15 protein-coding genes, 5 tRNA genes, 2 rRNA genes and 1 pseudogene are annotated in these 25,251 nt (G+C 43.3%); 11 read left to right on the top strand and 12 right to left on the bottom strand.

Annotation, left to right across the window (positions count from 1 at the left end; genetic code table 11):
- Nucleotides 1-212 precede the first annotated feature (212 nt).
- Both galT and SMAR_RS06020 read left to right on the top strand, forming a co-directional pair.
- Nucleotides 213-1,232, top strand: a complete 1,020-nt coding sequence (gene galT / locus SMAR_RS06025) for a galactose-1-phosphate uridylyltransferase (protein WP_011839440.1) — start codon at nucleotides 213-215, stop codon at nucleotides 1,230-1,232.
- The gene (locus tag SMAR_RS06020) at nucleotides 1,225-2,499 is read left to right on the top strand and encodes a GHMP family kinase ATP-binding protein (RefSeq protein WP_011839439.1); all 1,275 of its coding nucleotides are present in this window, start codon (nucleotides 1,225-1,227) and stop codon (nucleotides 2,497-2,499) included. Before galT ends, SMAR_RS06020 begins: the two co-directional genes overlap by 8 nt.
- Before the next feature lie 195 nt (nucleotides 2,500-2,694).
- Here SMAR_RS06020 and SMAR_RS06015 read toward each other — a convergent pair.
- The 3 genes from SMAR_RS06015 to SMAR_RS06005 all read right to left on the bottom strand — a co-directional run bounded on the left by SMAR_RS06015 (nucleotide 2,695) and on the right by SMAR_RS06005 (nucleotide 9,190).
- Nucleotides 2,695-5,951, bottom strand: a 23S ribosomal RNA gene (locus tag SMAR_RS06015).
- A 454-nt stretch (nucleotides 5,952-6,405) separates the two neighbouring features.
- A 16S ribosomal RNA gene (locus tag SMAR_RS06010) occupies nucleotides 6,406-7,978 on the bottom strand.
- Together the 16S and 23S rRNA genes form the textbook arrangement of a ribosomal RNA operon.
- Nucleotides 7,979-9,101: 1,123 nt before the next feature.
- A tRNA-Thr gene (locus SMAR_RS06005) sits at nucleotides 9,102-9,190 on the bottom strand.
- A 141-nt stretch (nucleotides 9,191-9,331) separates the two neighbouring features.
- On the opposite strand from SMAR_RS06005, the gene SMAR_RS06000 reads away from it, so the two are divergent.
- From SMAR_RS06000 to SMAR_RS05970, 7 genes are all read left to right on the top strand, one after another.
- Nucleotides 9,332-10,048: a phosphoglycolate phosphatase gene (locus SMAR_RS06000; protein ID WP_011839438.1), complete on the top strand. Its 717-nt coding sequence runs from the start codon at nucleotides 9,332-9,334 to the stop codon at nucleotides 10,046-10,048.
- A gap of 46 nt (nucleotides 10,049-10,094) precedes the next feature.
- Nucleotides 10,095-11,186 (top strand): MFS transporter, encoded by a 1,092-nt coding sequence (locus SMAR_RS05995; RefSeq protein WP_011839437.1) that lies wholly within the window; start codon nucleotides 10,095-10,097, stop codon nucleotides 11,184-11,186.
- A 63-nt stretch (nucleotides 11,187-11,249) separates the two neighbouring features.
- Nucleotides 11,250-12,467 (top strand): RNA-guided endonuclease TnpB family protein, encoded by a 1,218-nt coding sequence (locus tag SMAR_RS05990; RefSeq protein ID WP_011839436.1) that lies wholly within the window; start codon nucleotides 11,250-11,252, stop codon nucleotides 12,465-12,467.
- Nucleotides 12,468-12,879: 412 nt separating this feature from the next.
- Nucleotides 12,880-14,343 carry an ABC transporter substrate-binding protein gene (locus tag SMAR_RS05985; RefSeq protein WP_011839435.1) on the top strand — a complete coding sequence of 488 codons (1,464 nt, stop codon included), beginning with the start codon at nucleotides 12,880-12,882 and terminating at the stop codon, nucleotides 14,341-14,343.
- A gap of 62 nt (nucleotides 14,344-14,405) precedes the next feature.
- The gene (locus SMAR_RS05980; protein WP_011839434.1) at nucleotides 14,406-15,275 is read left to right on the top strand and encodes a carbohydrate ABC transporter permease; all 870 of its coding nucleotides are present in this window, start codon (nucleotides 14,406-14,408) and stop codon (nucleotides 15,273-15,275) included.
- Nucleotides 15,272-16,102 carry a carbohydrate ABC transporter permease gene (locus SMAR_RS05975; RefSeq protein WP_011839433.1) on the top strand — a complete coding sequence of 277 codons (831 nt, stop codon included), beginning with the start codon at nucleotides 15,272-15,274 and terminating at the stop codon, nucleotides 16,100-16,102. The genes SMAR_RS05980 and SMAR_RS05975 overlap by 4 nt, the downstream gene beginning before the upstream one ends.
- Before the next feature lie 11 nt (nucleotides 16,103-16,113).
- Nucleotides 16,114-17,199 carry an ABC transporter ATP-binding protein gene (locus SMAR_RS05970; protein ID WP_011839432.1) on the top strand — a complete coding sequence of 362 codons (1,086 nt, stop codon included), beginning with the start codon at nucleotides 16,114-16,116 and terminating at the stop codon, nucleotides 17,197-17,199.
- Nucleotides 17,200-17,399: 200 nt separating this feature from the next.
- Here SMAR_RS05970 and SMAR_RS05965 read toward each other — a convergent pair.
- From SMAR_RS05965 to ccr1, 8 genes and pseudogenes are all read right to left on the bottom strand, one after another.
- Nucleotides 17,400-17,603, bottom strand: a pseudogene (locus SMAR_RS05965) (DNA topoisomerase IV subunit A); the annotation flags it as partial.
- A 377-nt stretch (nucleotides 17,604-17,980) separates the two neighbouring features.
- Nucleotides 17,981-18,244: a hypothetical protein gene (locus tag SMAR_RS05960; protein WP_011839430.1), complete on the bottom strand. Its 264-nt coding sequence runs from the start codon at nucleotides 18,242-18,244 to the stop codon at nucleotides 17,981-17,983.
- Between the two features lie 510 nt (nucleotides 18,245-18,754).
- Nucleotides 18,755-18,878: transfer RNA gene (locus SMAR_RS05955), tRNA-Cys, on the bottom strand.
- Between the two features lie 41 nt (nucleotides 18,879-18,919).
- Nucleotides 18,920-19,969 (bottom strand): hypothetical protein, encoded by a 1,050-nt coding sequence (locus tag SMAR_RS05950; RefSeq protein ID WP_011839429.1) that lies wholly within the window; start codon nucleotides 19,967-19,969, stop codon nucleotides 18,920-18,922.
- Nucleotides 19,970-20,179: 210 nt separating this feature from the next.
- Entirely contained in the window at nucleotides 20,180-22,735 is a 2,556-nt protein-coding gene (locus tag SMAR_RS05945; protein ID WP_011839428.1) for an alpha-mannosidase, read from the bottom strand.
- Between the two features lie 120 nt (nucleotides 22,736-22,855).
- Nucleotides 22,856-22,963: transfer RNA gene (locus tag SMAR_RS05940), tRNA-Pro, on the bottom strand.
- Nucleotides 22,964-23,063: 100 nt separating this feature from the next.
- Nucleotides 23,064-23,175 (bottom strand) — tRNA-Met (locus tag SMAR_RS05935).
- Nucleotides 23,176-23,232: 57 nt separating this feature from the next.
- Nucleotides 23,233-23,427, bottom strand: a complete 195-nt coding sequence (gene ccr1, locus SMAR_RS05930; RefSeq protein ID WP_011839427.1) for an aCcr1 family cell cycle regulator — start codon at nucleotides 23,425-23,427, stop codon at nucleotides 23,233-23,235.
- A gap of 169 nt (nucleotides 23,428-23,596) precedes the next feature.
- On the opposite strand from ccr1, the gene SMAR_RS05925 reads away from it, so the two are divergent.
- A tRNA-Arg gene (locus SMAR_RS05925) sits at nucleotides 23,597-23,693 on the top strand.
- 38 nt (nucleotides 23,694-23,731) lie between these two features.
- Nucleotides 23,732-24,445 (top strand): MBL fold metallo-hydrolase, encoded by a 714-nt coding sequence (locus SMAR_RS05920; protein ID WP_011839426.1) that lies wholly within the window; start codon nucleotides 23,732-23,734, stop codon nucleotides 24,443-24,445.
- Here the strand turns inward: SMAR_RS05920 and SMAR_RS05915 are convergent.
- Nucleotides 24,442-25,245 carry a ZIP family metal transporter gene (locus SMAR_RS05915; protein WP_011839425.1) on the bottom strand — a complete coding sequence of 268 codons (804 nt, stop codon included), beginning with the start codon at nucleotides 25,243-25,245 and terminating at the stop codon, nucleotides 24,442-24,444. The genes SMAR_RS05920 and SMAR_RS05915 overlap by 4 nt on opposite strands.
- Nucleotides 25,246-25,251: the final 6 nt, after the last annotated feature.

Below are 25,251 nucleotides of genomic sequence, written 5' to 3'. Positions count from 1 at the left end.
AATAAATATTTTGAGTAAATAAAATAATTCTCTCAAAACAATTCATATCTAAATAGATGATGAAACGACGGTAAACCATACTCGTCAAAGCGGGGATGAGGACCGTTCTCCTACCTGATATTATTTTTTATAAAATACGAAAAATATTACTTAAATGATTTATTTCGCCGCATATGCTATGTTAGGTTTTAATTTATTCAGGGTGACATGTATTGGGAATAAATGAGATAAGATGGCATCCTTTATTGAAGCAATGGATTATTGTTGCTGGACATAGAAGTAAAAGACCTTGGAGACCAGAAGAGAGCGGAAAACATTTTTGCCCATTTTGTCCAGGCGCTCCCGAAACAAAGGATCTGGGAGAATGGGATATTATTGTATTACCTAACAAGTACCCTGCTCTAACACCTAATCCTCCAAAACCCAGAGATCCTGGGAGTTCTTTGTTCAGAGTAGGAGAAGCTAGGGGTGTTTGCGAAGTTCTTGTTGAGACTCCTAAACATGAAGGGGACCTATATGATTTATCGTTGGAGCATATGGTTAAAGTAATTAATATGTTTAGAGAGGAATATGAGAAATTATCTAGACTACCATATGTTGAGTATGTTGCAGAGTTTAGGAACAAAGGTAAAGAAATAGGTGTTTCACTGACTCATCCTCATTCACAAATATATGCTCTCCCCTTTATTCCTCCGAAAATCATTGCTGAAATAGAGTCTTTTAGGGAATATTATGAGGAAACTGGTAGATGCTTACTATGTGATATTTTAGCTGAGGAGCGCAGACTTGGTAAGAGAATTGTTTATGTGAATAAATTGTTTACTGTTCTACTCCCCTACTATGCTATGTGGCCGTATGAAGTACATGTTATTCCTCATAAACACCTGGGTTCCTTGATGGATTTCAGTGGTGAAGATTCTCTATACTTAGCTGATGCTTTGAGAATTGTTACTGCTACATATAATGTTTTGCTTGAAAAAGATGCTCCATACATAATGGTTTTCCACCAGAATCCTACTAAGAAGAAGTTTGATTATTATCATATGCATATAGAGTTTTATCAACCATATAGGGAGAAGAATAAACTGAAATATGCTGCTGGGATAGAGTGGGGTTTTGGTGTTTTCACATATGATGGTGTCCCAGAAGAGAAAGCCGCTGAATTGAAAAAAGCATGTAGTGAAGCCATAGATAAACGCTTAGATAAAGTATTAGGTGAATGCATTGGTTGATAATGATTTAATTAAATATATAGTCTCGGAATATAAGAGGTTCTATGATGTAGAACCTGAAGTAATAGTGTCTGCTCCAGGAAGACTAGATTTTCTAAATACTCATCAAGACTATAAGGGATTACCTGTTGTATCTGTCGGTATAAATTTGAGAACATATGTTGCAATCTCTAGATCCCCCGATAAATATTCTAGAGTTATATCATTAAACATGTTGAGGGAAAGAAGGAGTTTCCAAGATATTTTCAGTGTCGAAAACGTCTATTTAAGAGAGAATAAATGGTTTGGAAACTATATTAGAGCATCAATAATTGCTTTGAAACAATGCTGTGAAGGCATCGGGGATGTTTTGGCTTTAATATATAGTGATGTACCTATTGCTGCTGGATTAGCTAGTAGTGCTGCATTACTTGTCTCGTTTATTGGTAGTGTAAACGAGCTCTATGGGTTAGGCTTGGATAAGAAAGATGTTGCTGAGCTAGCTTATCATGCAGAACATGATGTTATGAATATACCTTGTGGTAGATTAGACCAGTATGGATCAGCTTATGGGGGTATAGTTAAGATAGAGACTAAGCCACCATATAATATTGAGGAGTTACCAGGTATTAACGGTGTATTTGTTGTTTTAGATTCAGGAATAAAGCATAGTACAGGAGATATTCATCCTAGAAGACAAGCTGAAATAAATATGGGTTTAAGGCTTCTTCTCCAAATGAATGATCTAAGTAGAGAGATTAGAGAGAAACTGGCCAGTACATACTATGCTGTTAAATGGGATATGATAAAATATGATGAAATAAAACCTTATTTGAACAGATTACCCGATATTCCTAGGAAAAGAATAATATTTACACTTAAAATGAATGATTCAACTAGTCTCGCATTAGAAGTATTGAGAAATAATATTCCCTGTTTTGAGAAATGGGTTTCAGTGTTTGGCTTGGAGTGGAGAGATAAAATATTAGAGGCTATGAGAAGCAGTGATCCTGTTTTAAGCCTTATAGGACTAATTATGAATTATCAACACATCTTATTAAGGGACCTATACGATGTTAGCTTGCCTAAAATAGAGAAAATACGTAATGTAGCATTATCAGCTGGTGCTTTAGGAGCCAAGATCTCTGGAGCAGGATTGGGGGGTTCACTAATAGCTCTCACAAGGGATCGAGAAACTGCTAGGAGAGTGTTGAGTAATGCTTTGAACAATGGAGCTGTTCGCGGATGGATTGTTGATATAGATTCTGGGCTGAGAAGGGAAAGATAATTCTGAACACATAAGTTTCTACATAAGGAGAACACATATTTATACATATATTCCTAAGCGATGCGCGCCATGGATAGGTAGCCCAGAAACCCTGCTCCCCCATTATAGGAGTTTACACTCGAACCGGGTCAAGGGGCTCCGCCTCAATGTCCCGGGCAATGCAATCATTTATTGCCCGGCTCGTCCCCGGGTGAGTAGCCTGCGGCGTCGGGCTTTTGGGAGCGGCGGGCTAAACCCCTTGGGAGACAATGCTCCCTCGGGGCTTACACCCCCGCCCCATCAACCCCGTCTTCTACGGGAGCCCTACCCGCCGAAGAGGAAACCCCTTCGGCGGACGGCCGCCTCTTTTCGGGGAGGGGTTCCCGCTTAGATGCTTTCAGCGGTTACCCCCTACGGCGTGGCTGCCCGGCTATGCCCTGCCGGACAACCGGTACACCATTGGCCGCGGCGCCCCGTTCCTCTCGTACTGAGGGCACCTTCCCCTCAGGCGGCCCACACCCCCCGCGGGTAGAGTCCGACCTTTTGAGGCAGGGGTGGGGTCGGGGTTTTTAATTTCCCCGACCCCAGTCCCTGCTGTCTCACGACGGTCTAAACCCAGCTCACGTTCCCCTTTAATGGGCGGGCAGCCCCACCCTTGGGAGCTGCTGCACTCCCAGGATGGGAAGAGCCGACATCGATGTAGCAAACCGCGGGGTCGATGGGAGCTCTCGCCCGCGACGACTCTGTTATCCCCGGGGTAACTTTTCTGTCATGCCCGGCCCCCACCGAGGGGGGCACGAGCGTTCGCTAGGCCGCGGTTTCCCGGCCGGACCCGTTGTGTTCCGGGGTCCGGTCAAGCCGGCTTTTGCCCTTGCACTCTACGGCGGAGCTCTGACCCGCCTGAGCCGACCTTTGGGCGCCCGTGTTACCTTTTCGCGGGCGTGCCGCCCCAGCCAAACCGCCCACCTGACGCTGTCCCCCCGGGATCTCCCCGGGGGTAAGGCCTCCGGGCTGCGGTGGGTGGTGTTTCATTGGCGCCTCCCCCGCCCCCGGAGGGGCGGGTTCACTGGCTCCCACCTACGCTACGCGCCGCAGCCCGGAGGCCAACGCCAGGCTGCGGTGAAGCTCCACGGGGTCTTATCGCCCTGCGGGGGGTTGCCGGCCTGTGCACCGGCTCCGTGTATTCGCGGGGCCCCGGGCCAGGACAGTGGGGACCTCGTTGATCCATTCATGCGCGCCGGAACTCACCCGGCAAGGCATTTGGCTACCTTTCTCCCGGGAGGTCCCGTTGCCCAGCATATATATGGGTCAACGGGATTCTCCCGTTAAGAGAGTCAGAGTTACTCCCGGCCTTCAGCGGCGCTTCGCCGGGTTGTACCCCGGTTTCACGGACCGCCAGTGGCCAGGATTCAGCCCCCGTACACACCCTTTCGGGCTTGCGGGGACCTATGTTTTTATTAAACAGTCAGGCCCCCCTAGGCACTGCGACCCGCGGTCCAGAGGGTTTTTGCCTCCAGACCGCGGGCACCCCTTCTCCCGAAGTTACGGGGCCAATTTGCCGAGTTCCCTGGCCCGGGTTATCCCCCAGACGCCTGGGGCTACTCACCCAGGGGCACCTGTGTCGGTTCTCGGTACGGACGCGGGGGATCGTTCCCGGCCCCCTTTTCATGGGCCCCCGGAGTCAGCGGAAGACCCCATACGGGGTCCCATTCCCGGCTTCGGCCCCTTCTCACCATTACGGTTCTCCAGGGCCTTCACCGGTTAGCCGGGTCGCACCCATTCGGGTGCCCCCGGTCCGCCTATCCGGAGGCGTCGGAGGCCGGGCTTGCGTTGCCGCGTCTACCCCCGCGGCACGGGAATATTAACCCGTTTCCCCTTCCCCGGGTCCGTGTTACGGCCCGGGTTAGGGCCGGCTAACCCTCGGCCGACGACCGTTGCCGAGGAACCCTGGCCCTTTCCGGCGGAGGGGATTTCCACCCCTCTTCGCTGCTACTGCCGCCGGGATCCACACCCGGATCGGGTCCACCGGACCTCTCGGCCCGGCTTCTGCCCCGACCCGGCGCCCGCCTACCGGATCACGGCTCCATCGGAGCCGTGCCCCGGGGTCTCGGCGGCCGGCTTGAGCCCCGACCAATCTTCGGGGCCCCGCGGCTCGGCGGGTGAGCTGTTACGCACTCCTTAGAGGATGGCTGCTGTTAGGCCCACCTCCCCGCTGTCTAAGCCGCGGGACGCCCTTTGGGCTTGGCACTTAGCCGGCACTTTGGGGCCTTAACCCCGGTCTGGGTTGTTCCCCTCTCGGCCCCCGGGCTTACCCCGGGGAGCCCCACTCCCGCCTTCTGCGGCGGCCACGGGTTCGGAGTTGGATAGGGGGCCGGGGGCTTTCGCCCCCTGCACCCCCAATCCGTAGCTCTACCCCGTAGCCAGCCTCTGGCGGGGCTGGCCTGAGAGCCACTTCGGCGGGAACCAGCTATCACCGGGCTAGATTGGTCTTTTGCCCCTAGACGGGGGTCAGGGGAACGAATTGCACGTCAGAACCCTTGCGGGCCTCCACCGGGGTTTCCCCCGGCTTCACCCTGCCCCCGCCTAGATCGCCCGGTTTCTGGTCCCACGGCAGTGACTCCGGGCCCTATGAGGACCCCGCCCCTCACCGGTGCCTTGCGGCCCGGTTGCGGGCTTGTCGGTTTCCCTACGCCTACGGGGCTTTGTCCCCCTTAGGCTCGCCACTGCCGTGGACTCCCCGGCCCGTGTTTCAAGACGGACGGCGCAACCCTGATCAGTCCTCCTCGTACTCCCGGGTCGCCCCGGTTTCCTTTGGAGGACCTCATCTCTTCCAGGCTGCGCCGTATGTAGCCGCCCGGTTTCAGGCTCTTTTCACCCCCTTTCCAGGGTACTTTTCAGCTTTCCCTCACGGTACTTAGTACGCTATCGGTCTCGGGACGTATTTAGCCTTGGAAGCCGGTGCCTCCCGGCTTCCCACGGCAAAACCAAGCCGTGGTACTCTGGTCTCCGGCGAGGGCCTCCACGGTTTAGCCTACGGGGCTTTCACCCTCTACGGCGGGCCATTCCAGGCCACTTCGGCTACCGTGGATAGGCCCTCTTGGGGCTCAAAGGCCCCTAGCCGGAGACCCATCAACCCCTCATCCCTCCACGGTTATCCCGTGGAGGATTGGTTTGGGCTCTCCCCCTTTCGGTCGCCCCTACTCAGGGGATCCCGTGGTGGTTTCTCCTCCTCCCCCTACTAAGATGTTTCCGTTCGGGGGGTTCCCGTCCGGTACTCCCATCCCTCCCCCCACGAGGGGGAGAGGAATGGTTTCCCGGACGCCACGGGCTCTTCGCCCGTGGCAGGAGGTCCCATTCGGCGATCCCGGGTTCAACGGCTGCATGCGCCTACCCCGGGCTTATCGCAGCTTGCCACGGCCTTCCTCGGCGCCCGAGCCGAGCCATCCACCGGGCGGCGTCGGTGCCGCAGGCCCGGGGACGAGGGGCGGAGCCCCTGCCCGGTTTCGACCAGTGCCCCCTATAATGGGGGTTATGGGCACAGGGCCCCTGGGCTACCTATCCATGGCGCGCATCGCCCCCATTAATTATAACATATTATTCCCGCCTAGATCCCCGCCTAAATATTTGAATCACAGGGGATCTAGGCAATCGGGGGCTCGCGCCCTTCACACGGAACCAATTCATGGTTCCGTGTTGCATCGGGCAAATATATGAGGGGTCGAAGCCGAGGAGAACAATACAACTCCCATCCCCCTTTATTTAAGTGTCTTGTTAAAGACCCAAGCCCCATTCGAGGAGTATTTATACAGGAGAACACCTAGGCCCCCTCATCTAGAATGAGCGTAACAATACTATTTCTATTATGGGAAGAGGGGAATTATCCACCTCCACGACCCCTTATCGGAGCCCCGGCCCTTGCCCGCAGGCGGGAGGTGATCCAGCCGCAGGTTCCCCTACGGCTACCTTGTTACGACTTCTCCCCCCTTGGGAGGGGAGAGTTCGACCCGACCCCCCGGGTTTCCCCGGGGGACCGGGCCTCACTCACCCCCTCCCTCGGGTGGAGCGACGGGCGGTGTGTGCAAGGAGCAGGGACGTATTCACCGCGCGATGATGACGCGCGGTTACTAGGGATTCCACGTTCACGAGGGCGAGTTGCAGCCCTCGATCCCAACTGCGGCGGGGTTTGAGGGATTGCCTCCCCCTTACGGGGTCGGATCCCGCTGTCCCCGCCATTGTAGCCCGCGTGTAGCCCGGGGGATTCGGGGCATGCTGACCTGCCGTGGCCCCCTCCTTCCTCCGCCTTATACGGCGGCAGTCCCCCTAGTGTGCCCCGGAGCCAGAGCTCCGGGTCGCAACTAGGGGCGGGGGTCTCGCTCGTTGCCGGACTTAACCGGACACCTCACGGCACGAGCTGGCGACGGCCATGCACCTCCTCTCAGCGCGTCGGGCAAGGCCGTTAGCCTGGCCGTCATCCTGCTGTCGCCCCCGGTGAGGTTCCCGGCGTTGACTCCAATTAAACCGCAGGCTCCACCCCTTGTGGTGCTCCCCCGCCAATTCCTTTAAGTTTCAGCCTTGCGGCCGTACTCCCCAGGCGGCGGGCTTAACGGCTTCCCTGCGGCACTGGGCGGGCTCTAAGCCCGCCCAACACCTAGCCCGCATCGTTTACAGCCGGGACTACCCGGGTATCTAATCCGGTTCGCTCCCCCGGCTTTCGCCCCTCACCGTCGGGCGCGTTCCAGCCGAGCGCCTTCGCCACTGGTGGTCCTCCCGGGATTATAGGATTTCGCCCCTACCCCGGGAGTACCCTCGGCCTCTCCCGCCCCCTAGCCTGGCAGTTTCCCCTCCACTCCCCGGGTTGAGCCCGGGGATTTAGGAGGGGACTTGCCAGGCCGGCTACGGGCGCTTTAGGCCCAATAATCGTCCCGACCATCCGCGCCGGGAGGTCCTAGCCTGGATTAAACATCGATATACCAGGCCTAAGATCCCCCGGTCTCGCGGGGCTGGTATTACCGCGGCGGCTGACACCAGACTTGCCCCCCGCTTATTCCCCCGCCTTCCTACAGCGGGGAAAAGCCCCCATATAGGGGGCACTCGGGGTGACCCCGTCACGGTTGCCCGCATTGCGGAGGTTTCGCGCCTGGTGCACCCCGTAGGGCCTGGGCCCTTGTCTCAGTGCCCATCTGGGGGCTCCCGCTCTCACGGCCCCTACCCGTTATCGGCTTGGCGGGCCGTTACCCCGCCAACTACCTGATGGGCCGCAGCCCCATCCTCGGGCGGCGCGGCGGCGATAACCCCCACCGCACCCTTTCGGGGAGGAACCCTTCCAGGCATCCTCCCCTATGGGGGATTAGCACCAGTTTCCCGGTGTTATCCCCCTCCCGAGGGTAGGTTAGCCACGTGTTACTCAGCCGTCCGCCACGCTCCGCAGCGGCGGAGCGTACGACTCCCATGGCTTAGCCCCACCCCGATAGCGGTCGGGTCCGGCAGGATCAACCGGAGTTGCGGCCGCAAGGGGGCGGGGCTCCTTTTTAGGGGTCGTGGAGTTTGTGGAGCCCCTCTCCCCGTAGAGCATATCATATGCTGTTCGGGGGCAGGTGTTCTCCCAACCCCCCGTGTTGAGAAGGGGGTATGTTTTCCGGGGAGGGAGTTGTATTGTTCTCCTCGGCTTCGACCCCTCGTCAGACCCAAGCGTCCCAGGGGTAGGTGTAAGCTTAACTATTCTATTTATCAGCTATGCCCCTGGGGGGCTTGGGTCTCCATTGGTGATTGGTAAGCGTCTGTATGATTATTGGGTGTTTCGGGATTTATATATATTATGCCTCATGATCATTTAATCATATGTTAAAACATAATGGTACAAGTGGGATAACCGTGTCCATAATAAACATATGCTACACAGAAAAATATGTTTATCCCATAAAAAATAACGAGAATGTCCCCGCGGCAGGAGACCGCCCCCTCATCCACCCTCCCGGGCTAAGCCCGGAGTCGGGGCGATGCCGCCGCCGGGAAGCCGCGGGGCCATAAAATAATATTTAGATAACCAGCCTAATATAAGGGGTTCAGCCTACGTAGGTCTATCAAGACCTACGTAAGCCTTGGTGCACATCAACCTCAGCTCCCCTTTCATCGGAGAGCATATCATCGGTCTCGCACCCTTTCAGGGTAACCCCACTCCCTCTCCTCATCCACACCTTCAACCGAGGGATCATCCTCCTAATCACCACACGGTAGAAGGTGCTTGGAGAGGGAGGAAAACCCCACATCCTTAGATATAGATTTATCCTACTAACATTTATAAAAGCCTATATAATATTTAACAGTTTCGGATGGCGCTCTCCTCAATGTTTCCAGCATGGATTAATAGGCTCTAAACATATTATTTCAAGCCTATTAATCAGTACCGCCTACATTATATCCCATAAACTATTAGCATGAACACGTATAAGCTCGAGCACAGGCTTAACAAGCCAGCTCCAAAGATAACTTATAGCATTGTCTTCGAACACAATGTATATTAGGAATACTGTATGCTCATTGATAAGAGAAGAGCTAGAATTATAGAGAATTACATAGCTAATTATCATTCAATTATAAATATTGATTCATAATTAGAAGTTAAAAGCCGCCGCCGGGATTCGAACCCGGGACCTCCGCCTTTCCAGGAGATAATTACCAGGGCGGCGCTCCAACCAGGCTGAGCTACGGCGGCAACGTTTTTATTCATCGATAATATCTGATAAAAACCTGTGTACTTATATATTTTTAGCTAGAATATTCATGGAGCTATTATTGTTGTTTAATGTATGATGCAGAGCTATATTAGTAGTTTATATAGGTGTTCGCAGTGCCTATGATTCGTTTAGCAGCTTTCGATATAGATGGTACTTTAACAATTAATAGGTCTAGCACTGTTTTATGCTTAGAAGCTATTGATGCTTTAAGGAAGCTTGAGAAAAACGGTGTTATAGTAGTTCTTGTTTCTAGTAATGCATTGCCTGTGGTTGTTGGGTTGAAGAAATATATTGGTTTATCGGGACCAGCTATTGGTGAGACAGGCGCACTAATATATTATGGTGAAGAAGAAATAGTTGCTACAACAAAGTATTCTGCGAAACAAGCATATCTCGACGTATTAGAGAAATATAATGAATACGTTTATGGATCATGGCAGAACATGTTCCGCCTACACGATTATGCTTTAAAGATACGAAAACAATATTTGAGCAAAGACAATGAAATATATTCATTAATAAAAGAATATGTTGAAAACAAGTATCCATATATAAAAGTAGGATACAGTGGATACGCAATACATTTAACACCTAAAGATACCGGGAAAGGAAAAGCATTAAAACAAATAATGGAGAAGCACGGGATAAGACGAGAAGAAACAATGGGAGTAGGAGACAGCATTATGGATTGGGAATTCATCAAAGAGACAAAGATAAAAGTTGCAGTAGCAAATGCAGACCCGGAGCTGAGAAGGAAAGCAGATATAGTAACAACAAAACCAAGCGGATATGGAGTAGTAGAAATAGTTGAGAAAATACTTGACAAGCCCCCATAATACGAGTATGGATCATATAATATCTCATTCAATACGGTTATGAGGGATGAAATGGAGAGATATATCTTTAGATGCTCGTAAATATATTCTATACCATACAATTATTTCTCCACTCCTAATAACATGGTATATGTTGCCAGCATACATGTTATTAACCGGATACTCTATACTCGAGGTAGGACTATTCTTTACAGTTATAAACATATTATCAGTCCCACTAACCTATCTTATCGGTAAATTGTTTGATCGAATAGCTATTAGGCACGGGCTTGTTTTAATTGATGCATTAGATGGTGTTGAGAATATCTTCTATGGTTTATCATATAGCTTCCTTAGCCCCCTAATGATTTCTCTGGGACTACTCGTGAGTAGGATTTCTAGGATCTTCTATCCCTTATACCAAGTTGCTGAGAAACTCTTATATCCTAAGGATAAGTTTGAAGAAGTCTATTCATGGCATATGAGGCTACCACTACTAAGCCAAGCCTTAGGATTCATTATACTAGGCTACATTTTCGGAGTGCTGTATTCTAAGCCTATACATTATAGTTTAGGCTTTATAGTTATAGGATCATCATCGATCTTCACAATCACATACCTAGTGAAGTGTTTGCCTAGACTTGATGTTAGAGAGAGAATAAGTGATGCATTCTCATTCAAGTTTGATAAGGAGTTTAAGGCCATACTAGCTCTTGAGGCTCTAGATATTCTAGCATTATATTTAGCACCTAGTATAGTATTGATAAATTATATGATGATAGTTCTCAAGATGTCTTTCTTCCAAGTAATGCTTGTAGTAGCCCTATCAACACTTGCATCGCTGCCGGCAACTATTTTATCCGAACACATAGATCCTAGGCATAGATTTGAAGCCATATCCCTATACTTTGTATTAATGATGCTATGGGCTCTCATAATGTTCCTAATCCCAAACTTCTACGCCATACTATTAGCTAATATTCTAGCAGAATTCGGCAACACACTATCACTACCATTCTACAGGTCATGGCTGTTCAGCAAAGTACCCAGTAATAAGGCGAGCAGTATCCTAGCTGGAGTCTCAAGTTTTGAGAGACTATTCACTTATTTGGATACTATGGTTATTTTGGAAACTGTGAAAACTATAATTGTTTTGTAGTGTTTATATTTATGTGTTCTCTTTATATATTTTTAAATAGTGTTTTATTGGTGAGGGTTGGGGGTGAGGGTTTATGCAACCGTTAAGGTTGAAGCGGTTGCCCCCGATCCCAGCTCCCACCATAGACTATACTTGTTCCTCAAATCATATCGTGACTGGACACAGTATGTTATAGATCAGATATGGTTTGAAGATAAGACTCCATCTATGAGAGAGCTACACAGTAGATTCTATGGTTTGTTGAGGAGCATGGGTTTTCGTGCACATCACTGTCACAAAATTGAGCGTCGTGCCAAAGAAATTGTTAAAGGTGTTAAGAAGAATAATGGTTCAAAACCAGTATTAAGAAAATTAACAGCCAGGATAGACTATGAAGACTACAAATTGGATCTTGAGAATAAAGTGTTAAAAATAGCTATGCTAAATAATGAATGTGTTGTTTTGAAACTGAAATGGTATAGTTACATAAACAAGTATCTTAATAGTGATTGGAAGCTTAAGGAAATACTTGTATCTTTTAGAAACAATAATATATGGATATACTTGGTTTTTGAGAGAGAAGTTGTTTTTAGGAAGCCTAGAACTGTTATGGGTGTTGATATTAATTTTGACAACATAACATATACTATTCTGGACATGAACGGTAGACTAATGTCTATGGGTACTATACCGTTTAAAGGTTTGAGGAAGGCTCTGCATTATAAGAAGCTTGCTGAGAAATTGCAGAGAAGATATCCTAGGAATTGGAGGTTTGTAAAGTGGGTTAGAAGGGTTAGGGGTAGGTGGTTGAGGAGAGCCAAAAACATATTGAGGGATACATCACACTATGTAGCCAAGAAAATTGTAGGGATAGCTGATGAACATGATTCAGTAATAGTACTGGAGGATCTGGAAAACATTAAGAAAAACAATAGAAGTAAAAAGTTTAATTGGAGAATACATTTCTGGGCTTACCGCAGAATACAAGAATACATCTACTATAAAGCATTGATGAAGAGTATTCCTGTAGTATTTATTGATCCAAAATATACATCTAAGAAATCACCTATAGGAGGAAAACTAATTTTCTTAAACTATAAATACGTTAAACTACCAAATGGCTTTATTGTTACACGCGACATTGTTGCTTCATGGAACCTAGCACTCAAATACCTGCAGATGAAGGGCTCCAGGTGGTCTATGTGGAGCCCCAATAGCCCCCACGATGAAGGGATGAAAACCCAACCAAAGAGGGGGAAACCCATGCAAGTATCCATAATATCCAAAATAACCAAAAAATAAAGCATGGGCAACCACTAGTAGGTCTTGTAGCACCACTTATAGCTGGAGCATTAGCCTCAATATATCCAACACTACCATACCTAGTAAGTTTAATACTATTCTTATCAGCAATACCTATTCTCTTATTAGTTGAGAGAACAGTGAAATCATGATTTTAATTATTTCTTACAGGCTTATAGATACTGTACAATAGTTTAGTAGAGCAATAGCAGTTAGAATAAAGAGTGGAGCCGGGGCGGGTTATAACTTCCGAGTTCGAGTCTCTTCTTTTTAAGCAGAAAACGGTCTACAGGGGGCTTCGTAAATGGTGCAACTGCATTTCAGCGGGTGCGTCTTTATATGAATAAAAAAATATATATTTCATAGTATCATATATGATTAGTATAGAATATAAGTGGGTCGGTGAGATTACATGTCCTATTCAGCTATAACTAAATCCACAGCTATTATTATTACTCTACTAGTTATAATAGGCATCCTTGCTGGAATTGCTTGGTGGGGCTGGTCTAGAACACCTGCACCCGCCACAACCATTACTACACCACCAACCACTCCTACGACCACTACTACGACCACAGCCACTCCTCCCCAAGCTGAGCTAGTAATATATCATTGGTGGACAGCTGGTGGAGAGCGTGAAGCTATAAATGCTGTGTTTCAAGTGTTTAAACAGAAGTATCCCAACATTCAGATTGTTGAGAACCCGGTTGCAGGTGGTGCAGGAAGTGTAATGAAATCTGTCATTATAGGATTATTAGCAGCGGGAACTCCTCCTGATACTTTCCAAGTTCACGCCGGAGCCGAGCTTAAAGAATATGTTGATGCAGGCTACTTAGCTCCAATAGATGATATATGGAGTAAGCTAGGTCTCGACAAAGTTATTCCTTCAACATTACAGGTTATGTGTAAATTTAACGGACATTATTATGCTGTTCCAATAGATGTCCATAGATCTAATGTCTTATGGTATAATCCAAAGATCTTTAATGAGCTTGGAATAATCAATAAATTTGGTGATCCTAGAAACTGGAGTGTTGATACATTATTACAGGTTGCAAGATATATTAAACAACAAAGACCCGATATAGCCCCGATCGCATTAGCTTCTAGAAATAAGTGGCCTGTGACTCATTTATTTGAAGTATTATTAGCGAACGCAGGCGGTCCAGAAACTTATGTAAAATTCTTCACAGGTAAATTCAACTATAATGATCCAAACGATCCAGTTGTACAAACAGTAAAAAAGGTATTAACAGTCATGGCTACAATGGCTAAAGAGGGATTATTTAATTCAAACCACCCCGAGCTAACATGGGATCAAGCAGCCGCATTAGTTGCTGAAGGAAAAGCTGCTATGTTTATTCATGGAGATTGGGTTGCAGGATACTATATAGCCAATAATTATAAGTATGGAAAAGACTGGGCTGCAGCACCATTCCCCAAGAACATATTCATATTATTATCGGATGCCTTCGAGCTTCCAAAGAATGCACCTCATCCTGAAGCCGCTAAAGACTGGTTAATGGTTGTTGGTTCAAAGGAGGCACAGGAGAAATTTAATTTAATAAAAGGTTCAATACCTGCTAGAACCGATGTATCGCCCAAATATCCTGACCCATATAGGCCTGAGACAGCTGAAGACTTCCAGAAATCAACGCTCATACCAAGTGCGGTTCATGGAGGTATAGCTAAGGAAGCTTTCATGACTGATCTACATAATATATTAACAAGTATGTTGACAGCAGTAAGTGTTGGAACACCCGTGGATAACGCTGTAAACACTGCTTTGGCACAGATTCTACAGTCTGTCAAAACTAGCGGGTTAGCCTCATTCTGGAAGGGATACACAATAGACTATTTCATAACTAAGAGATAATTTTTTTTTAATCACAAAAACAAAATTTTTATACATGATTTTGTCTAGCTAGGTGAATATGAATGCCTAAGCTAGTCAGTATTAAGGATTTCATTTTATTTCTCGGACCAATAATTTTGATAACAGCTGTTCTCTATTATATGATTGGAGAAACGATTTATGTTTCTATGAGTGATTGGTGGAGTATGAAGCCGAGTTTTAACTTTGTTGGTTTAGAGAATTTTCGGAGAGTGATTAGTACTCAGCGCTTCTGGATCGCTTTTAGAAATAATGTTATTTGGATACTTATATTTGTTATCCCCACCAGTTTTCTCGGGTTAGTAATAGCGTATTTAATGATGATATCAGGTAAAGAAACGATTTTTAGAACCATATTTTTAATTCCTACAGCTATGTCGATGGTTGTATCTGCAACTATATGGATATGGATGTATGGTAGGGAGGGAGCTATAAATACCATACTTAATGCTTTAGGTTTTAAGGTTTCATATGGATGGATAGATAATCCTAGAACGGCATTGTATGCATTAATATTTGTAACGGTATGGCTTTATCTAGGCTTCGCAGTTGTAATTTTCGAGGCTACAATTAAAGGTATTGATAAATCTATAATAGAGGCAGCTAAAATTGATGGAGCATCTGATTTTAAAATATTTTATAGAATAATTTTACCATTATCTAGATCCGGTTTTCTAGTCTCTATACCATTGCTTTCTCTAGCTATTCTCAAACTATTCGATCTAGTATTTGTTGCTACTCGTGGAGGTCCAGGTCTTGCAACTGATGTTCTCGCAAACTATATGTGGGATGCAACATTTTCTATGAGATTCTTCGCGTATGGTGCAGCTATAGCTGTTGTAATATTCGGGTTATCGCTTGTAATAGTTATCCCCTATGCCTTAACAGCGTTAAGAAGGTGGTTTGGTAGATGAAGATAAAATCATCTATTAAAAGAATTCTTCTGTACTTCTTCTTAGTAATCCTAGCTATTGCATGGATAATGCCTGTATATATTGCCATTATAGCGGGTTTTAAGAGTAATAGAGAGATTTATTCCACTAATGTATTACAACCACCTATGAATCCAACAGTAGATCCTTGGGTTGAGGCATGGAATAGGATAAGTAGAGCGTTCATTAACAGCATAATTATATCTCTATCCGCCACTGCTTTATCGGTTATTATTGGTACTATGGCTGGATACTATTTGTCAAGATATAGGTTTAAGGGTGCACAAGCATTATTCTTCTCAATAGCGGTTGCTTCTTTTATTCCTTACCAGATTGTATTGATACCTATAGTTAGAATATTTTCTACTATCCACTTAATGGGAACAATTCCCGGTTTAATACTTGCTTACACCTTACTCTTCAGCCCGTGGGCTGCTCTCATATCTGCAGCGTTTTTCATGACTGTACCCAAGGAGCTTGAAGAAGCAGCATTTATTGATGGTTCTTCGCCTATTAAGACATTTTTTAAAGTGGTTTTCCCAGTAGCTATTCCGGGAATAATATCTACTACGATAATAATCTTCATGAATATTTGGAACGAGTTCCTCATAGCTGTTGCATTATCCACGACTCCCGTAGTTAGGCCTGTTCAGCCGGAAATAGCTAATTTGAGAGGTACAACTACCGTTTCATGGAATACTCTAATGGCTGGCTCTATAATAGCTATATTACCTCCAACAATAATTATTATTCTTCTGGGGAGATTTTTTGTGAGCGGTCTCTTAGCTGGAGCACTTAAGGGTGCTTAGGGTGGTTTTAAATGGCCGATGTAGAGTTAAGGAATGTGACTAAAAGGTTTGGAAAAACAATTGCTGTAGACAACGTATCCTTTAAAGTATATGATAAAGAATTCTTTGTATTGTTAGGTCCTAGTGGTAGTGGTAAAACAACAACACTTAGGATTATTGCTGGGCTCGAAGATCCTGATGAAGGAGATGTTTTAATATATGGTAAAGTTGTAAATGATGTTCCGCCACATAAGAGAGATATTGCTATGGTTTTCCAAAACTATGCATTATATCCACATATGACTGTTTATAAGAACTTGTCTTTTCCACTAGAAAACATGGGTTTAAGCAAAACAGAAATTGATCGTAGGGTTAAAGCTGTTGCGGAGATGCTTCATATAAGCCACCTACTTGATCGTAAACCATCTCAGTTATCAGGAGGAGAACAGCAGAGAGTTGCTTTGGGAAGAGCACTTGTTAGAAGACCAAGCGTCTTCTTAATGGACGAGCCTCTCAGCAATCTTGACGCTAAACTAAGAGTATATATGAGGGCACAACTTAAAAGAATGCAGAAAGAACTAGGAATAACAACTATTTATGTAACACATGACCAAGCAGAAGCTATGACTATGGGTGATAGAATAGCAGTCATGAATAAAGGCAAAATAATGCAGATTGGCAGACCTTATGATCTCTACAATAAACCCGCAAACCTCTTCGTTGCTGGATTCATTGGTTCACCACCAATGAACTTCTTTGACGCTGCCTTCAAAGTGGTAAATAATGAATATATACTAGATGCTGGCGAGTTCACACTGAAACTAGATAAGGAAATAGGTAGGATTATCTTGGAAAAACTAGGTGAAACAGATGTAATTGTAGGTATAAGACCTGAACACATAGACATAGTTAATGAAAAAGAAGAGAATACGATTGAAGCCGAAGTATACGTTATTGAGCCCCTAGGAGCACAAACAGTAATAGACGTGAAAATCGGAGACTACATATTCAAAATTCTTATGAAAGGACAACTTGAATATAGAATAGGGGAGAAAATCCTAATAAGACCCCAGATTAATAGAATCCATATATTCAAAAACGGTAAAACGATAATATGAATAACAATCCTAATTCAAATTAATTTCTTCCTACTTATGTAATTATTATACTACGTTTCGATCATTTATAGTCTGTTTCAAAAATACTTGTTTGGAATATTTTATTATATTCAAAATCTCATAGTATCGTTCGCTTCATAATTTTTAAGATTGATTCTTTTCATTGTATTTAATTAAGAATAAATTGCGTACTTATGAAGCTAATCTATCCAGTCTCCTATATTGATTTTTTCAGGTATGTATTTGTCTGCGAGGAATTTGAGGCCTTTGCTTGCCATAGCTTCTATTTCGAGTTTTGATAGTGTTTTGAAGAATATGCATAGTTCTCTGATCCATTCTGGTGTTCTAAACCATGGATATCCAGCATTGTCCTCCTTGTTTTTCGCTTGTTTATCGGTAAGCTTGTTTCCTAATTCATCTGCGCTCAATATATTCTAGGGGAACCAGGGGGCTTCACACCACAAGCACCGCAAACACCTCCTCACCAAGGCCCCCTCTGCAACAACCCTGCACCGCAAAAGCATGCTACAGAATTTTTGAGGGGCTTGGAGGGGGCTTTCTGCATGTGAAACGTGATCATGGGACGGCGAGAAGCCCCCGGTTTCCGATCAAATCTTCAAGTCCACAATTCGGTAAAGCCCCTCGTGTTGAGGGGTTCAAGAGTTGCGCAGGTATTGGCTCCCTACCTAAACCCCCCTGTTTCTCCAAATAATATTTATAGTCATAGAAGCCCCTAAGCCCCTTCTAATAAATTAATGTGTCTAGGATGAAGTCCTTCTGCTCAACCCCTAGCACCCACCTTTACCCTTCTCTTAAGAACAGCGTTGCCCTGAAGCCTGATCTCTACCTCGTACAGCCGTGGTTCTTCAGGCGAATAATATACTGTATATTCTCCCATAGACTCCGTCTTAATCTTGGAGTATAAGCGGTTGTTAATGTATACTTCAAGCTCCTGGTTAGCCAGGGGGATGCCGAGGGGGTCGCGGAGAACCCCGACAATCTTAACAGTAGGGATCCTTGTTGAGTCGCGTGCAGCTATCTCCACGGTTTCGGGAACCTGCAGAGACTTCTTTTTTACGGCCCCAGGTTTTCCAAGTGCTCGACTGATCCCAGGCCTATATTTACCGCTTAAAAATACTAAGAACTGTTTCTCTGGAGTGTTGATTTAACAGGCTTCTTTGCAATCCCTAAGCCAATAAAGCCCGATACAAGTACAGTAACAGCTGTCCCGCCAAAACCTAAACCATTGCATAGTGTAACCAATGCAGATGCGATGACAAAGCATATAATAATTAGTAGTTGTCTAGCGCTTAAGTCCCCGATGAATGGAAAGCTGAAGAGGGGTTGTATTCACCAAGACTTATCCTCAACAGCTAAAACCCTAACCTCCCTAACCATTCTATTACACCAAGAAGAAAAGAAAGAAGAGCATAGTAATGGATATATGATTAAGCGTTGCATAATTAGTTAACAGATTATCAACAATGTGCGAGCTCGGATTATACGGGTTGGAGCTTATGAGGTGGTGGATTAGATGAGATTCGAACTAGAAATTTGGAGCCGGGGGCGGGATTCGAACCCGCGGTAAAGCGGGTTTCCATGAACCCCCTACAGGGTAAAGTCCATGTGAATTATGGGGCCCTGCAGCCCGCCGCCTTAGACCGCTCGGCCACCCCGGCTCTTCATATTTGTGGTTATTTCTACGGGTTTATATTTATGTTTATGGGATCTTGTATTTGGAGAATCTACCTGCTTTCACATATATCTCTGATTTTCCATTCCATTCATTCTTTACTTCATCATATACTTTTTGTAGAACAGCTTTGGTATCTATACCTGGGTATACTGGTTTTTTAACCTCGAGAAAAACTTCTAGTTTATCCTTAGATATTTTATATGTTGACTTAGTAACTGGTACACCGTTCTCGTTTAGTGCTCTAACTATTTTGCCTAGAATAGTGGTTGCTATAAAGTCCTCTTTTTTAACCAGCAGTTTAGTCTTGGTTTCACCAGCCATTCTTATCTGTGACTTAACTATTTTATCATCCATCCTTGTTTTCTCAATATATAATGATAAAGCCGCGGAAAGCGTGCTCTCAAGATCTAGTAGCATCATAGCTGTCTGATACATAGGGGCGAGTTCAATTGTTAAATAAACAATATCTTCGCGTAATTCGAGTTTAACATCTAGTATATCAAAACCAAGTCTCTCAATTAATTCATAGATTTCTTTCCTAATACTTTCAAAATCTATTTTTGGTGCAGGCTTAACAACTGCTTCTGTAGTCGGGGAAGCTTGCTTAGCTCCTACTTCTAGAACCTGAGATGAAGTTGATGCAATTGACTCTCTTTGCTGGGAAACACTTGTTTCTTGTTTAATAGTTTTCTTAAGTTCTTCTAGTTTTTCTTTTCCAATTATTTCTTCAAGAACGTTTTCGGGAACACTATATATTTCAATAGAGGAGAATAATTGTTCGGGACCAGATTTAAAAATGTTATATGCTTCTATGCCATGTTTTTTCTCTTTATTCTCATAAATAGCTCCGATCAAGAACCCATTATATATGTAGAAAATAAATTGTTCTCCGTCAATAGGTTTAAGTACGAGTTTATAAACACCAGTACTGTGTTTTTCAGTAATATTGTCAAGCTCTCCTTTACTAGCATTTCTTAGTCGCTCAACAATGCTTTCCGATAAAACAATCTTTGCCTTATTAATTACATCGTCTAGAACCATGCTAAAATCAAGTTTTTCTAGGAGACTCTTCAACAGCCTCCAAAACCTCACACATAGTTTCTATAATAATCAATATAGTTCCTTTTTCAAATAATATATTATTAACTATTATTGAATATTTAAACAATACTGAACATTTATAATAGAGTTCTTTCGAGCTATTAAAAAACCATATTCAATTATTTACTCATGTAATTATCTATGTTATAAAATGATTTTGATTTCATAGTTTAAGCTAATCTATTACGTAAAAATAATTGTTTTAACCTCGTATGGTTTAAAACATAATTTTATACATCCATTATCTTCTTCTAAGTAATTAAGCGTATTTCCTAGGAAATCTGTCTCGTAGACCTTATTGTACTTGAAGCTTGTTCTTAAACAAGCAATAATTGTTTTGTTTATGGGGTTATATACTCTCAACAATATCTTGCCTGGCTTTAATTGTTTAACAGTTGTAATCACTATATTGTCTGGCTCAACATTCATCACTGAAATACTAGTGTTTTTATTCGCTGAATTATTCTTATAACCAAGCATGTGGATTGTTAGAAGTTCTCTAGCAACACGATATGTTTTGCCCTCCACATATGTTCCCTTATGTGGATATATCCATATCCGCGCTGTTCTACGTCCTTGATCCATGTAGAGGGGTCTTTTAGAAAATCTCAAATATGATAGGTACGTGTTTATCATTAATAAGAAGTTTAGTATCTTCTTTGTTAAGCCTTTAAGCTTTGAAAACTTTAAGTCAAGCATTTTATTCTGAACATGTCTATATTCTTCCACATAGCCTGCATACGCTTCTCTAATAGGGAATAATGGTGATCTAAGCAAGCTCACTCCTATTGCACCGTTCATCCAGCTATATCCATACTTTGAATCAGTAATAATGGATACACCGAATTCGCCGTTTGATACATCTACCCATGAATGCCCTGGTACTTCGTATTTTGCCTTATCAAATGGATCACTTGATCTTAGAGGGTCTTTTCTTTCTATAACTCCGTAAGGAGCTTCGAATACCGCGGTTTCTGAATCGATATTTAATGGTATGAGAAGCTTGAGCATTTTATGTTTTGTTCTCCATATCATGTCTAAATATATCTCGACATATGGTTTGTCAGCATATAAACCGATCTCAGCCGATATATCAGCATATCCCCTTCTAAACCATTGTTTATAGATGTACCTACAATAAACTGATGCATATAGTGGTCCGCGATGTTTTATCTCTACTTCTACGGGCTCTAAATCCTTGTATAAATACTTGTTTAATCCGTCAAGATAATATGTTTCCCAAGCATCAAATAATCCTGCAGCAAATAATCTTCCTCTAGTAGGCATGGGTAGGTCGCTATACATTCTTAACCGAATAGGTTTTCTGAGAATATTAAGGTTTAAACGCTTATCAAAAATGTTTGTTACCAAACACTTCTTTTTATCGATTATTATTTTCAAATAGTTGTTTTCAAGAAATATGAAATCTTTATCTTCATTTATCTTGACGGCATCGCTGGGTATATCATTAAATGAATTTATAACTTTAAATCCTAGGGGCGGAATGTTTCTTACATATACTAGTTTTTCATTATCTCCTAGATCCTGGAATATACCTTCTATGCTTCCACGAACCCTCATATATGTAGTTAATGGGAAATTATTCGGGTTAAACAATACATATTTTCCATTAGTTTTCTCCAATATTTTGTCGAGTCCTCTTCGATATAGTTTTAGTAATTGCTTAAATAACATGTATGCCCTGGTCCTAACTTCTATGTATACGTTAGGTGATAATGTAGCTGATAAAGCATCGTGTCCCTGATTTATCAGTAGTAGGCGCCAGAACTTCTCGACAATGCTTGGATATTCTATATTGAATAAAATATTGAGTATCGTGTAGAGTTTCTCTATGCTTAACAATAATTCTTCATTATATCTGTTAAGCTTCTTAATAAACGAACCAACCGTATATGTTCCTCTATGAAACTCTAAGTAGAGCTCCCCTATGTATATGGGGAGTTTATCAGTGTAGTGTTTTTCGACATATTTGAAAAAATCCCTTATTCGTGAAGGATTTATTGATATAAATCTTTCTTTTCGTCTACGCCATTCTATTATATTCTTTATAGTATCCTCATCTATTCCGCCACCATGATCTCCTTTACCATAAATTATCAGTACTGCTGGGATCTCTTGTTTTCTTAATTGTTCATAAACAACAAATATTATTCTTCCATAATTGGTTAAGAACTCATTATAATCTAGAGGAGTAATATACGCTAATACCTTGCTACCATCATTACTACGCCAAATAAAAATAGGATATGAGAAATCATTTGTATCGTTCCATCTAAGCTTCGATGTAACAAAGTATTTGATTCTGGATTTTCTAAGTAGTTGTGGAAGGCTGGAGGGGAAGCCGAAGGAATCAGGTAAAAACAATATCTCAGCATACTTGTTGAAATGTTGATAAAAATATTTCTGGCTCATAACAAGTTGTCTAACAATTGATTCTCCCGAAGCCATGTTTGCGTCAAACTCTATAAATCCTCCGGAAAGCTCCCAGCGGCCTCTCTCCACGAAGTGTTTGATCTTGTTAAACAAGACATTATCGTTCTTCTCGACATATTCATAGTAAAGAGAAGAACCCGTAACAAAGAATAAATCATTGTATTTCTCCATTAAATTTATAACTTGAGAAAATGTTTCATTAACAACACGTAGAGATTCTTCTAGAGGCCAGAGCCACTCACTATCGATATGAGAATATCCTGTAAGGAATACTTTTATATCCAATACACCTACACCAAGATGAAGAATATAGTGATCAACATATTATTTCTGACTAAAAATATTGTTGAAAACAACTTGAGTAAATTAAGAGATTGATTTGTGGATACTAGGATTAGTTAGTAGTGGGGCCGCGGGGATTTGAACCCCGGGTCACGGGGGCCCAACTCGGGCACTAGGTCCTATTTGGAGCCTAGTGTGCCCCGCATCCTAGCCAGGCTAGACTACGGCCCCCCAATATCACTTATTTATCCATGTTATTTTCCTTTAAAACTCTTTATCAAGATTTTTCCATGATAGGATAAACTAGCTAATGATAGAGTTGGATGAAAAATGCCGCCGCCGGGATTTGAACCCGGGACAACCGGATCTCCCCTGAGCTTAGTCGACTTCGGACCCGTGGCTCCGTATGAGTCCGGCGCTCTGCCAGGCTGAGCTACGGCGGCTTCAATTTTTTGATTATATTTATGGGATTTATAAATATTAGATGATAAAGCTTATATTTATATTACAATTACTACTTCACTATTTATTTCCTTATTGATTTTTCTATCTTCTATTTTCGTCATTTCCAGTATTAGTCTTTCAAGCGCCATTCTTATTAGTTCACTACGTGAAATACCTAGGATTGATGCGTATTCATCTATTTTCTCAACTAAATCTTCATCCGCTTTAAAAGTGACTACTTTTAAAACCATACTATATCATCTCAAATACATTTTTCTGAATAATTGTTTACACAATGTTTTAGTGTAGACAAACATGAATACTTGATCAATTAAAGAGAGGTGGGTGAAAGTATTAGATATATAAGATAAAACTATATATCTCCCATAAACTAATCAAAAATAACGTAGAGATAATAAAGGGCCCGTAGCCTAGCCAGGATAGGGCGCCGGCCTCCTAAGCACAGTGTTTTAGCAGGGCCAGCCGGAGACCCGGGGTTCGAATCCCCGCGGGCCCGCATATATTTTTCCCTAAAACAATATGTAGGTAAGCTAGATGAGTTTCTCGGTTAAGTTGATTGTGTTAAATGATAATGTTGGTAAGCTTGGTCTACTCAATGATTGGGGGTGGAGCATATATATTGAAGTTATGGGTGAAAAACTGCTTTTCGATGCCAATACTTCTCCGGAAATAATAAGGTTTAATGCTGAACAATTAGGAGTTAATTTAGAGAAACTAGATTATTGTTTCTTAAGCCATCACCACAGTGATCATTATGGTGGATTCAAATATTTCACTAATTTGAAACGTAAACTAAAAATCTATGCACCACCTGGTGATGTTAATTATTTGAAAAACTATAATCTTATACCAATAATCATACGTGAACCAACAAAATTGTCAATAAATACGTGGAGCACTGGCCCCCTCAAACACGGTTATCTATATGAGCATGGATTATTTATTTATAATGAAGAAACAAATCCGATACTTATAGTTGGATGTAGTCATCCAGGTGTAGATAAACTATCGGAGATCACGAAGAAGATCACTGGTAAAAACTTATTCTTAGTGATCGGAGGATTCCATTCTCCACCGAGAAGTGTTATTGATAGTTTAGCACGTATTACAAAACATATATGTCCTACTCATTGTAGCGGCGAAGCAACCAAGGACTATGTTAAGAAAAAATATCCGGAGAAATACTGTGAGGCTAGAACGGGTTCTATAATAACAATTAAGGGCCAAAAAATAGAAGTTATATATTAGCCGAGAAAAGTGTCGAGGAGAAACATTATAATAAAACCGGTAAAGAAGCCGAGCGTTGATAAATCATCGTGGCCGTGACTATATGTTTCCGGGATAAGCTCGTGGACGACAACATATATCATTGCACCAGCTGAGAAACTCATTAGGAAAGGCATGAGTAGTTCTAGAACATTGCTGAACAAGACAACTACGCCTAGAGGAATATATGCAGCCGCTAATTCGGAAAAACCGCTAATCACTCCTAGAGCCAATGATTTCCGCATGTCTTTTGAAACACTATAATAAGGAAGAGATACAGCTAAGCCCTCCGGTATGTCCTGTATACCAATAGCCAAGGCTACTAGTACTCCATCTTTTAATCCATAAATAGTTGATACACCAACCGCCATACCTTCAGGAATATTATGTATAATTATTGCTAGAACAACTAGAAGCATCCGCATGTATGTTCTACGAAACCACTTAGGCCCCTCATACCCTTTAATAAAATGTAAATGCGGAAGAGATTTATCTAGTACATAAATTGTTAAAGCGCCAACTATAAATCCAGTATAAACACATAGATAACAACCCATATCTAATGAGGGAATTAATAAGCTGGTGAATAAAGCAACAAGCATTACTCCACCTGAAAAACCTAATCCAGCATATATGTATTTTTCACTGATCTTCTTTCCTAGAATTACTGGAAAAGAACCAATAGAAGTCAGCACGGCCGGTATAAGTCCAATGAAGAATAACTGATATGTAGGAGGCAGCCCTATTATTCCCTGTAAAATATAATCTACTAGGCTATCCAAGCTATT

This window comes from Staphylothermus marinus F1 (assembly GCF_000015945.1).
Taxonomy (GTDB): domain Archaea; phylum Thermoproteota; class Thermoprotei_A; order Sulfolobales; family Desulfurococcaceae; genus Staphylothermus; species Staphylothermus marinus.
The sequence above is the reverse complement of the archived record's forward strand: the minus strand, read 5'-3'. Positions and strand labels throughout refer to the sequence as shown.